General features: G+C 43.9%; 15 protein-coding genes. 7 read left to right on the top strand and 8 right to left on the bottom strand.

All coding sequences use genetic code 11. The features are described 5' to 3' along the window. Window positions 1–1,218: aldehyde ferredoxin oxidoreductase N-terminal domain-containing protein (locus F7C14_RS07210; RefSeq protein ID WP_290901389.1), on the bottom strand; the 1,218-nt coding region annotated here is incomplete at its 3' end. Between the two features lie 56 nt (window positions 1,219–1,274). Here F7C14_RS07210 and F7C14_RS07205 point away from each other — a divergent pair. Beyond that, on the top strand, window positions 1,275–3,089 hold the full coding sequence (locus tag F7C14_RS07205) for a S16 family serine protease (RefSeq protein ID WP_290901386.1): 1,815 nt from the start codon (window positions 1,275–1,277) through the stop codon (window positions 3,087–3,089). Here F7C14_RS07205 and F7C14_RS07200 read toward each other — a convergent pair. Further along, the gene (locus F7C14_RS07200) at window positions 3,065–4,177 is read right to left on the bottom strand and encodes a DUF92 domain-containing protein (protein ID WP_290901383.1); all 1,113 of its coding nucleotides are present in this window, start codon (window positions 4,175–4,177) and stop codon (window positions 3,065–3,067) included. The genes F7C14_RS07205 and F7C14_RS07200 overlap by 25 nt on opposite strands. Window positions 4,178–4,218: 41 nt before the next feature. On the opposite strand from F7C14_RS07200, the gene F7C14_RS07195 reads away from it, so the two are divergent. From F7C14_RS07195 to F7C14_RS07185, 3 genes are read left to right on the top strand one after another with little or no spacing between them, the layout of a single operon-like run. Continuing rightward, a complete protein-coding gene (locus F7C14_RS07195; protein WP_290901381.1) occupies window positions 4,219–4,815 on the top strand; it encodes an undecaprenyl diphosphate synthase family protein in 597 nt (198 codons plus the stop codon). Then, window positions 4,805–5,269 (top strand): PUA domain-containing protein, encoded by a 465-nt coding sequence (locus tag F7C14_RS07190; protein WP_290901379.1) that lies wholly within the window; start codon window positions 4,805–4,807, stop codon window positions 5,267–5,269. The genes F7C14_RS07195 and F7C14_RS07190 overlap by 11 nt, the downstream gene beginning before the upstream one ends. Continuing rightward, the gene (locus F7C14_RS07185; RefSeq protein WP_290901376.1) at window positions 5,266–5,673 is read left to right on the top strand and encodes a hypothetical protein; all 408 of its coding nucleotides are present in this window, start codon (window positions 5,266–5,268) and stop codon (window positions 5,671–5,673) included. The genes F7C14_RS07190 and F7C14_RS07185 overlap by 4 nt, the downstream gene beginning before the upstream one ends. Here F7C14_RS07185 and F7C14_RS07180 read toward each other — a convergent pair. The 3 genes from F7C14_RS07180 to F7C14_RS07170 are packed head-to-tail and all read right to left on the bottom strand — an operon-like array spanning window position 5,654 to window position 8,060. Next, window positions 5,654–6,268: a TrkA family potassium uptake protein gene (locus tag F7C14_RS07180; RefSeq protein ID WP_290901374.1), complete on the bottom strand. Its 615-nt coding sequence runs from the start codon at window positions 6,266–6,268 to the stop codon at window positions 5,654–5,656. The genes F7C14_RS07185 and F7C14_RS07180 overlap by 20 nt on opposite strands. An 8-nt stretch (window positions 6,269–6,276) precedes the next feature. Then, window positions 6,277–7,245 (bottom strand): potassium channel protein, encoded by a 969-nt coding sequence (locus F7C14_RS07175; RefSeq protein WP_290901371.1) that lies wholly within the window; start codon window positions 7,243–7,245, stop codon window positions 6,277–6,279. After that, a complete protein-coding gene (locus tag F7C14_RS07170) occupies window positions 7,242–8,060 on the bottom strand; it encodes a F420-dependent methylenetetrahydromethanopterin dehydrogenase (protein ID WP_290901367.1) in 819 nt (272 codons plus the stop codon). The genes F7C14_RS07175 and F7C14_RS07170 overlap by 4 nt, the downstream gene beginning before the upstream one ends. Before the next feature lie 120 nt (window positions 8,061–8,180). Between F7C14_RS07170 and F7C14_RS07165 the strand changes: the two genes are divergently transcribed. After that, a complete protein-coding gene (locus tag F7C14_RS07165; RefSeq protein WP_290901365.1) occupies window positions 8,181–8,354 on the top strand; it encodes a hypothetical protein in 174 nt (57 codons plus the stop codon). Here F7C14_RS07165 and F7C14_RS07160 read toward each other — a convergent pair. After that, a complete protein-coding gene (locus F7C14_RS07160; RefSeq protein WP_290901363.1) occupies window positions 8,341–8,616 on the bottom strand; it encodes a winged helix-turn-helix domain-containing protein in 276 nt (91 codons plus the stop codon). The two genes, F7C14_RS07165 and F7C14_RS07160, sit on opposite strands and share 14 nt — an antisense overlap. A 124-nt stretch (window positions 8,617–8,740) precedes the next feature. After that, window positions 8,741–9,391 (bottom strand): hypothetical protein, encoded by a 651-nt coding sequence (locus F7C14_RS07155; protein ID WP_290901361.1) that lies wholly within the window; start codon window positions 9,389–9,391, stop codon window positions 8,741–8,743. A gap of 72 nt (window positions 9,392–9,463) precedes the next feature. Between F7C14_RS07155 and purD the strand changes: the two genes are divergently transcribed. Both purD and F7C14_RS07145 read left to right on the top strand, forming a co-directional pair. Beyond that, entirely contained in the window at window positions 9,464–10,900 is a 1,437-nt protein-coding gene (gene purD / locus F7C14_RS07150) for a phosphoribosylamine--glycine ligase (RefSeq protein WP_290901359.1), read from the top strand. Beyond that, the gene (locus F7C14_RS07145) at window positions 10,897–11,247 is read left to right on the top strand and encodes a hypothetical protein (protein ID WP_290901357.1); all 351 of its coding nucleotides are present in this window, start codon (window positions 10,897–10,899) and stop codon (window positions 11,245–11,247) included. The genes purD and F7C14_RS07145 overlap by 4 nt, the downstream gene beginning before the upstream one ends. On the opposite strand, the gene F7C14_RS07140 is transcribed toward F7C14_RS07145, so the two are convergent. Next, on the bottom strand, window positions 11,231–11,755 hold a 525-nt coding region (locus F7C14_RS07140; RefSeq protein WP_290901355.1), incomplete at its 5' end, for a hypothetical protein. The genes F7C14_RS07145 and F7C14_RS07140 overlap by 17 nt on opposite strands.

Below are 11,755 nucleotides of genomic sequence, written 5' to 3'. Positions count from 1 at the left end.
TCCCAAAGCCATTCCTAAGAGTCCTCTCGGCTCATAACCTGGCAAATCGAGCCCTTTTACTTCAGCCCCCTCAACTCCGAATTTGTCGCTGATCCTCCTTATTCCCTCGGCGAGGAGGTTTCCTATTCCCTCCCTCTTCGCTATTTTTTCTATCGTTTCGAGAATGAATTTTTCATCTCCGAATTCAGCTTTTTTCAAGTTCATGAGGTAAGCTATCACGCTTCCGGTTGAGATAGTGTCTAATCCGTACTTATCGCAGAGGAGGTTAGCTTTCAGAACAACTTCGGCTTTTTTATTTCCGCACAGACTTCCGAAGGCGAAGAGAGTCTCGTACTCTGGACCTTCTACGAATTCGTCGTCGATCTTGGAAATCTTTCCGCAAGCCACCCTACAGGAGTAACAGGCTTTCTTTCTTTTGTAAAACCTTTCTTCCAAATATTCTGGAGAAAGCTCTTCAATATCGAATTCTCCGTCCTTCCAGTAGTAACTCGGCAAGGTCCCGGTTTCGTTAGTCAAGTAGATGATCCTCGGCGTACCGAACCTCGTTAAACCTCCGCAAGTTCTCTTTATCCTTTCTTCGAATTCTTCTTTAAGTTCGGAGTATTTTTCGTAGTTTGCAACTCTCTCCTCGACGTCCTCATCTCCCTTCACGGCAATAGCCTTAAGCTTCATTCTTCCCATCACAGCTCCTCCGCCGCATCGTCCGAATTCTCTTCCCTTCGCATGTTCTATACTTGCGAATCTGACGAGGTTCTCTCCAGCCACTCCAATACAAGCCACTTGGAACTTCCTTCCGAATTCCTTCTTTATCTCGTCCTCCGTTGAGAAGGTGTCCAGACCCCAGAGGTCTTCAGCGTTGACGATCTCCACTTTTTCGTTGTCAACGACGAGAAGGCTTGGTTTTTCTGACTCTCCTCTAACAACTATGGCTTCGTACCCAGCTTTAGCGATCTCCACTCCAAAATACCCTCCGCAGTTTGATTCAGCTATGAATCCAGTTAGAGGAGACCTAAATACAGCCTCACATCTCGCTAAACCGCTCATTCTCAATCCAGTAAGAGGTCCTACCGAGAAGATTATCACCTTCTCCTCCAACGGTTCAGCTTCGAATTTGAGAAATCTATCCAGAAGGTAGAATCCGAGCCCTTTTCCTCCGGGGAACTTTTTTTCCTCGATTTCTTCAATTTTCCTCCTCTCCAGATCAACGAGCAGTATCACGATAAGAAAAGGGGCTGGAATAGTAAAATTTTTTTCCCTCAAATCATCCTATGAACATGAGAAAGCTGTTCACGCTGATAGCTCTGCTCCTCCTCTTCGCATCAACATCTTCAGCCGAGTTCGTAAACGCCACTCAGAAAAATATAAAGGCGGTGGCTGTTGTTAGCGGAGAAAACAGGGGAGCTACGATAAATATAACCGTTATAGTCACTCCGGGCAACGGAAGGGTCTTCGTTTCCACGCTACCTTACACCGAAATAGACATGCAGGGGAGTGCACAGCTTGCGGCAATAACAGCTTGCGATTTGACCGGTAAGGACTTTTTGAAGTACGACTTTTTCTACATAATCGAAGCTGAAGCTCCTATAGTTGGGGGGCCATCGGCTGGAGGAATTATGACCGTCGCAACAATAGCGGCACTTCTCGATCTGCCGATAAGGAAAGACGTATTTATGACCGGAATGATCTATCCGGACGGATTTATAGGGCCAGTTGGTGGAATCCCCTACAAGCTCGAAGCGGCAGCGGAAAGCGGGGCTAAGATTTTTTTGATTCCCAAAGGTCAGAGGTACGTTGAGGTGGAAGAAACCAAGAGAATTCAGAGGGGACCTTTTGTGTTAATCACAACCGAAACGAAAACCGTTGACGTTGTCGACTACGGGAGAAAGCTTGGGGTAACGGTAATCGAGGTTGAGACGGTCAATGAGGCTTTGAAGTACTTCACCGGATACGAGATAAGGAGGAGCGAAGGAAAGATTGATCTGAGTCAGTACTCTTACTTGCTCAAAAAACTCGCAGATTACATGAGGGAGAGAAGCGAGAGGATATACTCCGAATTCGAGAAGGTTGCGGATAGGGATGTGAAGGAAAACATAGATAAAAGGCTCGAGGAAGCGAGGAAGAACTATGAAAGGGGGAACTACTACACGTCAACGAGCCAGTATTTCACCGCAAACATATTCATGCGAGCGGAAATCTACAGAAAGACGCTAAATGACGAGAACTTTGAAAGGGAGGTCAAGACGATAGAAGAGGAGATAGAAGCTGTGAGAGGTAGTTTAAATCAGGAGTACGGACTAATCGCTATGCAGCTTGTTGGAGCTGCTGAAGAGAGATTGGGGAGAGCTGAGCAGTATTTGGAGAAGGCGAGGACATCGGAAAATTTCGAGGAAGCAGCGTTGTACTTAGCTTTTGCAAAGGAGAGGGTTGAGAGTGCTAAAGTCTGGTTGTCCCTCCTTCCGGAAATAAGGGAGGACGTTCCGATAAAGAAGGAAGAAGTTGTCAGGAGAGCTCAATTCTATTTAAGCACCGCCGAGTCGCTGTTAGTTTACTCGAAATCGATAGGTGGTTTTTCGAGACTTCTCTTCGGAGAAAACTCTGCGGAAAGTAGCTTGGAACTTTCAAAGAAGCTGTACTCTCAAGGCTACTATTTCGGCTCGATTTTCGCTTCGATAGACAGCATGGTTAAGTCGGCTGTTGCAATCGAGCTGATCGGTGCTAAAAGCCTTGAAGAGAAGATTAGCGCTGCGAGAGACTCAGCGAGAGCTTCCCTTTCTGAAGCTGAGAAGGTAACGCCGATATTGGCAATCGCGTATTTCGAGTACGGGGAGACTTCCGAAGGCGTTTACAAGTTGATTTATTACAAGCTTTCCGAGAGGATTGCCAAGCTTATGCTGAATCTCGCCGGAGGAGGGGAGGTTGAGCTTGTCAAGAGCGAATACGTGTTGCCCGAAACAACTCCGGCTGTTGAGAACGTTGGAGAGAGAATTTACGAAAGCGTGAAAAAGAGTGTGGAGATTCCGGGATTCGAAATAATAGTGGGAGTTGTTGCGGCATCTTTAGCTGTTTATGCGAGGAGAAAAGCGAGATAGCCGGCAAAAAGCGTTGAGAGGAAATTGACTCCAGCGTTGTTCAAAATTTTCCTTCTTTCAAGAGTCGCTCCAAGCAAGCTGTCGATGTGCACGCCAATAAATCCAGCTAAAAGCACTATTGGGTTTAGAGATATTGCCGCAATTATCAAGCAACCCATAAAAGCGGCGATCTCTCCGAGAGGAGATATCGCCCCGTCTTCACCGACTTTTACCTCTTTAAAATTTGTTATCAGGTAGGCTTTCTTAGCTGTCTGCCCGATCTCGCTGGCTAACGTGTCTCCCAAAGCCGTTGCTATGCTGGCTGAAAAAGCTACGGCATAACTTGCATCACCGGTGTACTTGTAGTTCAAAGCGAAGAATATCGCTGGCAAAGTGTTCGCAAAAACGTTTTCGAATCCCCTCGCCCCGCCTCTTGCCTCCGCTACACCTCTGAGTCTTTTCAACTCGTACTTGTATTTTGTTGCCGCAGAACCAATAGCGAAGAATAGAAAGAGTTGGAGAAACAAAAGAATGCTGGAAATTGCTGAAATAACTCCGGTAATTATGGCTGCGAGCAGCCCGGTAATGTCCGCAACTTTCGTTTTTATAGCCACGTAGCTTAGAGTTAAAGCGACGAAAAATGCTACAAGAAGCTCAAGGTAACCTATATGAATGCTGTAAATTTCGAATATTAGGAATATAGTTGGTGGAGCAACTATTTTGGCGAAAACGCTATCGTTCACCTCTTCAACCAGAACGAGGGTTGTTGAAACGGTTAACGAAACGAAAATCGTCGAAGCGGCAAACTCATTTTTGTAGAAGTAAAGAAAGAGGGAGGATAGGAGTGTGTAGTAGAGAATTCTCGTCAGGGGTTTAAATTTCCTTTCGGAAATTGATGATAGGAAAAAACCCGGGAAAACGACGCTTTTCGATACGTGGTAGGTGGACAAAGTGAAGGGGATTGACAGGAGAAGGGAAGCGAATTCCTCATTTTTTGGAGATTTTGCTCTGTATGCGGAGTAAATCAGGAGGGAGAGAGTTACTCCGATAACTTCCCAAGTGCTTAGGTATTTCGAAATGAAAGCGATCGTCAGGAGGGGTATATTCATTGGTTAGACTTAAGTATTTGGCTTAAAAAGTTTAGTTCGGGATGAGGGAGTTAATAGAAAAAATTTATGCGAAAAGGCTCGAAAAATCTCTAAGGAAAGAAAATCTTCCGAAATCAGTTATGGTTGTTACGGATTTTCCGAGTTTAAAGAGAAATTTCGAAAAGTTCCTTCAGTTCATCGATTGGTGTAAGAAATTTTCCATCGAAAATGTGGTTATATGCGTTGACTCCTTGGATAATAGCTTTGTTAACAACTTCTCAAAGCTTGAAGCGGAAGTGGAACTAATCGGAAAAAACGGAGTTCGGAAATTTGGAAAAGGTTTGCCGAAAGTCTACGTAAACGTTGGCATAACTGGGAAGGAAGAAATCCTTCTTGCTGTGAAAGAAATTTTGAAGAAGAACAATTTGAGCGAAATCGATCTGAATTCGATAGAAAGGATGATAGAAGAAAATTTGCGGTTTAAAATACAGCCGGATTTGATAATAAAAGCTGACGACAGCGTTCCGGAGTTTCTGATCTGGCAGATAGTTTACAGCGAGCTGTACTTTATCGATGCGGACTGGGAAAGTTTTAGATATATCGACTTTCTAAGGTGTTTGAGGGACTACCAGAGGAGGGAAAGGAGGTATGGACGATAGGCTTAGGATGATTAGGGTTATAGCGGATTACCAGTTCGGGGAGGGAGCAGGAGAAGTTTTATTTCCCGATGACGTCGAGCTCGTAATTTCCAGATCCACCGGAAAGGTCAGGCAGGTGAAACATAGGGGAGTTAGGATAGCAACTCTAAAACCCGACACTGGGCTTTTCAGTTTGAGTATCGAAGGAGCGAGAAGGCTTAAGGAGTTCTTCAGCTATCCTAAGCTGAGGGTTGTGGTAATGAACGAAGTGGCTGATTTCATCGCAAGGGGAAAAAATGTTTTTGCGAAGCACGTTGTTGAAGTGGACGAGGATATTAGGGCTAACGATGAGGTCATAGTAGTTAACGAAGAGGACGAGTTGCTTGCAACTGGGAAGGCTAAGCTTTCGGCATTTGAGATGCTTGCCTTCGAAAGGGGAGTGGCTGTAGAGGTTAGGCAGGGTGTTAGGAAATGAAGAGGTATGTTGTGGACAAAGCAAGTCGCATCCTTTACGTGAAAAAGGACTCGATTGTCGACAAACACCTAAGGTTTGAAGGAAGGGTGAGAGCCGGACTGTTCGTATCCTTTTGGGGAGATGTTGAGGCGGAAGAAGTCGTTCTCTCTCCTGGCTGCTTCGTTAGAGGAGAGATAAGGTGCAAAAATGCCGTTATAGGACCTAAGTGCAGGTTTTCCAAAGTAATGGCGGAGAATAAGGTAGTTGTTTTTCCAAAATCGGTTGGAAACTTCGTTGAAGCGAAGGAAGTTTTATTGAAGGAAGGTTGTTTCGTGGGAAAAGTTAAAGCGGACCTCATTATCGTTGACGGGAAAGCTGTTGTCAAAGAGCTGGAAGGGGGAAGAATTATTGCTTTGAAGGAATGAACAGTTTTTCAAACTCAAGAATTTTCTCCTTTTTTCCAGCAGCGATAACGCACATTCCGGGGAGAATTTTATCCACCTTATCAAGAACTTTTCCGTCCTTTTCGATTCCGAGAATTACCACATCTTTGAACTCCTCGGGTTTTCTTCCTACTATTTTTGCGTTCTCCAGAACTCTGTATTTGCTTATTAGATATCCCTCGTAGAAAAGCCTCTTGGCAGCGAACTCCCTTAAAACCGTGGACACAACGACCTCGGAAGTAACTGAAGGCAAATCGAAAACGTAATCCGCTCCCGCTCTATACAGCTTTTCAACGTACTCTGGATTGTTGCACCTCGCCACTATTATCAGATCCGGTTTCAGCTTTTTCAAAATCATCGTGACTAAGATTGCATCTGTATCGCTCGGCAGAGCGAGAATCGCTGAATTAAACTCGTCGAGATTGAAGTTTTGCCAGAACTCTTCACTTCTCGCATCACCCCTTACGAAGTAGATTCCCTCGACTCCTTTCTCTTCTACGTCAACAGCGACTACCTCGATCTTTTTAGCTAATAGGATTCTCGCAGCACTTTTCCCCACATCTCCAAACCCAACCACGAGAACCTTCAGAAGTATCCCCTCGCTTCCTCGAAAAGCCTCTGAATGTTCTCCATTTTTCCGAAAACTTGTATTGTATCACCAACATCTACTTTTAAAGATTTTTCTGGGCTGAAGTGAACTTTGCCTCCTTTGAGAACCGCTACAATTTTGATGTCGAAGTTTCGCTCTATTCTATTTACGCTTTCCCCTCTTATTTTCGAAAATTCGCTAACGCAAATTTCTGCAACTCCGTAGCCTTTGACGATCTCTCTTGCTTCGACTGTGCCTCTTATGTTCTCAGAAACGAACTTTGCCAGTTGACTTCCCGCTACGCTTTTAGGCAAGAAGACTTTCTTCGCTCCAGCCATGAGGAGGTACTTCGCATACTCTGGAAGGTTTAGGACAGCGTATTTATCCAGCTCGTAGTCTTGTAGAGTTAGCAGGATGTCGAGATTCTTCTCAGCCTCTTCAAATAAAACGATCGCAAGAGCTTTATCGATGTTGTTCCTTTTGAAGGACTCAAGGGAGTAGTCGGATAGCACAGCAGTTAAGCCCTCCTCAAGGGCTTCCCTAACTTTATCTTCATCGTCATCCATCAGCAAACAGTTTCTCTTGTTCTTCTTCAAATCTGAATAAACTATCTTGCTTATCCTGTTTATCCCGCATATAATTACGTGATCCTTTAACGAGCTTTCCTCTGGAAGTTTAAACAAAAGTCGTTTTTCGGCGAAGGGAATAACAACGTAAGGAAAGAAAAACCCGAAAATAAATGCTATCCCGTAAAGCATGACGAAGATCGTGTAAATTCTCCCTATGGTGGAGGTGAAAACGATATCACCAAAACCGACGGTGGTCACTGTCGTAATAACCCAGTATATTCCGTCGAAAAATGTGTAGATTTCGCCTTCCAAATACTTGAGAATCACAAAAATCTGAGCGAGAATGACAACGGAAAGGGAAAAAAAGAGGAGAGAAATAAAAATTCTCTTCCTCATTGAGGCTTCTCCATTAGCTTCGTCTTGGAAAGAATCTTACCGTCTCTCGCATGCGGATTTCTGAAGACTGTGTCGTTGCCCTTTTCTATCTCTCTCGCCTCGTCAGCGAGCTTTGCGGCTATCCTCATCATCTCATGAGCCGCAGTGACAAGAGGTATGTACTTCTCCGGATCCTTCTCGATGAAACAGCCTCTAACATCCACGTCAGCAACTTTTTCTGCTATGTAGTATGCTGCCATAGCTTTTGCTTTGGCGTAGGGGTTGCTGAATTTAGCAGCTTCAACAGCTTTCTCGGCGGTAATGACAACTTTCGGAAGTTCGGGTTTCTCGCCCTTCTTTAGAGCTTCAATAACCTTGTCTATTTCCTCCTGAACGATTCTGAAAGCACCGGTGGCAGCGAGTACTTTCACAACATCTGCGTTAAACAGAGCCATTTCCGTCGGGTCTAAAAATTCTCTCCTCGCTCCAATCATCGAGTCGGCGTTGACAAGAATGTAGCCGAAGCCTTTCTGCTCGAACTCCTCTTTAGCCTTCTTCGCCGGAGCATCGCTTATCACTATCACCGGCTTTCCTTCAAAAGCTTCTCTCGCTGCTTTCGGTCCTGGCAAAGCGGCGTTTGGAGAAACGACTATCACCAAGTCTGGGTCAAACTCCTTAAGCTTTTCGGCAATTTTAGCCTCTTCCGGCTGCATTTTTGCTCCGCTTGTAACTACTCTCACTTCTATATCCTCTCTGTCAGCCCTCTCATCAAGCAAATATTCGACGAGAAGAGCGGTTCCAATTGCTCCCATTTTCAGAATTCCCACCTTTACCATGTTAGAAAAATTGGTTAAATTGGATAAAACGTTTTCTTTTTTATTCGAAGGTTAACAGAAGTTTAGCATACTTATATATACTTTCGAAGAAGATAAAAAAGAAGATAGAGAAGTAAGGTGATGTTTATCAGCTCCGTATTTGTATTGGCGGAGAGAATTCTCGAAAGTGGGGAAGGTGTGGTGATCGAAAACTTAAAAGAAGTTTTCGAATTTTTGGAATTCTTTGGTTTCATAAAAATAATTGGAGAAAAATATATCGTGACGGATGCTGGTAAAAAGCTTATAGGTATTTAGCTATAGCGCCCTTGGAAATGTCTTTTGCCAGATCTTCGTACCTTCTTATGAATTCCTTACCCTTCTCGGTTATTGCGTAGCAGGTTTTACCATCAACTTTTACCCTTTCAAGAAGTGCCAGCTCCTCTAATAGGCTGAAATACTTTTCAGCAATCTTGAAATTCAAATTGGCTCCGTACACGATTTTTGTTTTACTTGTGGGTGTTCGAGTTCGACAAAGAATCTCGTAAATTATTTCAAACTTTGAACGCCTTTCATGCATTTTCGACACCTGTAGATTCTTGCGGCAATAACCACTACACAGTTATATCCGCTCTAATATTTAATTTTTTCTTTTTATTTAAAGAAATGTCTTGATTATTGTTATAATAATAAATCGTTAGCCGTCAGAACTCGATGAACTCCCTATTTCTTATCCTCATTATATCGTGGGGCGGCACCGTTGGAATCACGCTCTTTTCGATGCTTAAAGTGTAAACTCTTGAAAGTCCGATCTCTCCAACTTCCGAAGTTTCAAGTTTCAAAACGATGTCGAAAAATGAAGAGTAATAGTCCTCGTAATTCCTCTTATTGAAAAGGAACAGATTGGTTTTCAACTCTTCGCACAAGCTCCAGACAGTTCTTAGAACTTCCTTGTAATCCTGGTGGAAGTACCTCATCAAACCGAAGCCGAGGTAAACTATGAAAGCATCGCTTGGTAGATCCCTTATAAGCTTGACGAGAGTCCTTGCGATACTTCTGGCGGTCTCCTCTCTTATGAAAGCGTAAAGGTTGTTGTTAAAAGCGAAGTCGCTGAACCCGATCTTGATGACTTTTATTCTCGATATATACTCGGAGAGCTTTTCATCGATCTTCGAGATTTCTTCAGCGTAAACCCTCTGCTTTCTGCATTCGGTATCTGAGTAAATAACATAGTAGAGATTTCCTTCTTTTCTCTTTATTATTTCATCAAGAAAAACGTGTTTAGCGTAGGCATCATCATAAACTAAAGCAGTGGATTTTCCTCGAAGTAGAGAAAGCATTTCGTTAAACTTCACGAAAAGACATCTCCGTTAAACTTTAAAAAAATTTTCGAATAGTTTTTAATTTCGAGAATGAAAGTTGAAAACGTGAGGGTGCTTGTCGTCGATGCCGGAGGAAGGGGAAATGCGATAGCTCACGCTTTTTCAAGGAGCGAAAAAGTGAAGGAAGTGTATGTTGCTCCCGGGAATGGTGGAAGTTACCTCTTCCCGAAGTGCAAACAAGCTGAACTGAATGGAAAAAAAATTCCGAGCATAAGAGCGATAGAGGATATCGTGAATTTCGCTAAAAATGCTGAGGTGGATCTCGCTTATATAGGACCGGAAGAACCTTTAAGTTTGGGCTTGGTTGACAGACTTGAGGAGGAGGGAATTCCGGCGGTAGGTCCTAAAAAGGAAGCTACTATACTTGAAGCGAGTAAATGCTGGGCTAAGGATTTTATGAGAAAAATAGGAGTACCGATTCCGGAGTACTGGAACTTCGACGATCCTGATGAGGCTAAGGAATTCATAAAAGATTACTACAAAAGCAACCCCGGAAAAAACCTTGTTGTGAAAGCTGATGGATTGGCTGCAGGAAAAGGTGTTTTCGTCTGCGATTCTGTTGAAGAAGCTTTGTTCGCTGTGGATGAGATAATGGTAAGGAAGAGGTTTGGGGAGGCTGGAAATAGAATTGAGGTAGAAGAGAGGCTTTACGGAATTGAAGTCGCTTTCACGGCTTTAAGCGATGGGAAACACGTTGTTCCGTTCGGACACGCCAAGGATTACAAGAGAGCTTTCGACCCTGACGATGTGGAGGGGATGAGGAAATTTTACATGGGCTACATGAGGAAGTACATAACAAAAGAGGAGGCTAAGAAGCTGTTTGATGAGGGAAAGTTGCTCAATCCAAACACCGGAGGGATGGGGGCGGTTTCACCACACCCGAAAGTTGATGAAGAGATTGAGAGAAAGATAATGGATCTTGTTGTGGAGCCCATAATAAAGAAGTTCAAAGAGATAGAGGGGATCGAGTTCAGAGGAGTACTCTACCCAGTTATAATGCTTGTTGAAGAAGACGAAGAATTGGTTCCGAAAGTTCTTGAGATAAACGTAAGGGACTGCGATCCCGGAGCTGAAGCCAAGCTTCCAAGACTCGAAAGCGATTTAGCTGAAATCTCCCTCGCGTTAATCGATAGAAGATTGGATGAGGTCGAAGTGAAATTCAGCAACGATTACTGCGTAGCCGTTTGCGCTGTCAGCGGCTTTATGGTTGGTAGGGAGGGAATCAAACCAGGTTATCCCGGGGACCATTACACGAATCAACCGATAAAAGGGATAGAAAATGTTAAAGACGCTTACGTCTACGCAAACGGAATTGCGAAAACGAAATCCGGTTACGAAACGACGGGTGGAAGAGTTCTGACGATTTCGGCTTTAGGTAAAACGGTTGAGGAAGCAAGAGAAAAAGCTTACAGAGAGCTTGAGAAAATAAGCTTTCCGGGGATTAGATACAGAAAGACTATAGGTTTAGACGTGCCAGAATGAAGCCGTTATACAGACTTTTTAACCTCTCCGCCGAGGATGCAGCCGAAGTCATGGCTACTATTGTCGAGCTTTTAGCTGAAAAAGCCGACGACGAAAAAGCGATAAAAACGTTGAAGGAAAAATTCTCCGGGGAAACGTTGCTTTTTGCCATGCTAACTTTTGGCAGACTTCTTGGAATTGGTTTGGCTTTGAACGACAAGAAGTTTGCCGAGGAAATACTGTTTGACTTCTACAGACTTATGGACATTCTCAAAGATGAAGGAAGGGAAAAGTTAGTGAAAAAGATAATGAGCGACATCTTGGAAGAAGTTTCCGGAGAAATAGACAGGTTTAAGGACGTCGTTTGAGTGCAGTAACGACTCCGTGGCACCTGCAAGCTGTGGCGATGAAAATTTTATCTCTTTTCTCAGCCCACCTGAAAAGCTCTAAGATTTCCTCTCCTTTTATAGCTCCCAATCCGGGTCTTAAGTAGATTGTTTTTATCACGAAACCCTCCGGGATTGCGAACTCTAAGAGGGAGTACATCGGAGCGGGCTTTTTAATTTTCGTCACCGGACAAACCTCTGGGGCTGAGCATTTAGGTAAGCACGTGTAATCTCTGTTATAGCTTACGACAACACTTCCTCTCCCGGCTGAGACTATTATCTTCGCTGGAATGCCGGAGAGGACGTAATTGACCCCCTCGTTCCAAACCTCAAGATCGAATTTTTTCGAAATAAGCGAAGCGGCTATATGAATCGGAGCGGTGGGAAAAATGTATTCGGGCTTTACTTCTTCGACAATCTCAAGCAGCTCTTGAATTTCTCCTCTCACGAACCTTCCTCCGAATTTTTCGACGTTAATCTCTCTGTTGAC

It is taken from the genome of Ferroglobus sp. (genome assembly GCF_015521575.1).
Taxonomy (GTDB): Archaea; Halobacteriota; Archaeoglobi; order Archaeoglobales; family Archaeoglobaceae; genus Ferroglobus.
Note: the sequence above shows the minus strand (reverse complement) of the source record. Positions and strands in the feature narration are given on the sequence as shown.

Bases quoted from the DNA above. Each gene is read 5' to 3' on its own strand.
- F7C14_RS07165 (WP_290901365.1), top strand. From the start codon at position 8,181: ATGTTTATCAGCTCCGTATTTGTATTGGCGGAGAGAATTCTCGAAAGT.
- F7C14_RS07190 (WP_290901379.1), top strand. From the start codon at position 4,805: ATGGACGATAGGCTTAGGATGATTAGGGTTATAGCGGATTACCAGTTC.
- F7C14_RS07185 (WP_290901376.1), top strand. From the start codon at position 5,266: ATGAAGAGGTATGTTGTGGACAAAGCAAGTCGCATCCTTTACGTGAAA.
- F7C14_RS07145 (WP_290901357.1), top strand. From the start codon at position 10,897: ATGAAGCCGTTATACAGACTTTTTAACCTCTCCGCCGAGGATGCAGCC.
- F7C14_RS07160 (WP_290901363.1), bottom strand. From the start codon at position 8,616: ATGCATGAAAGGCGTTCAAAGTTTGAAATAATTTACGAGATTCTTTGT.
- F7C14_RS07195 (WP_290901381.1), top strand. From the start codon at position 4,219: ATGAGGGAGTTAATAGAAAAAATTTATGCGAAAAGGCTCGAAAAATCT.
- F7C14_RS07200 (WP_290901383.1), bottom strand. From the start codon at position 4,177: ATGAATATACCCCTCCTGACGATCGCTTTCATTTCGAAATACCTAAGC.
- F7C14_RS07170 (WP_290901367.1), bottom strand. From the start codon at position 8,060: ATGGTAAAGGTGGGAATTCTGAAAATGGGAGCAATTGGAACCGCTCTT.
- F7C14_RS07205 (WP_290901386.1), top strand. From the start codon at position 1,275: ATGAGAAAGCTGTTCACGCTGATAGCTCTGCTCCTCCTCTTCGCATCA.
- F7C14_RS07175 (WP_290901371.1), bottom strand. From the start codon at position 7,245: ATGAGGAAGAGAATTTTTATTTCTCTCCTCTTTTTTTCCCTTTCCGTT.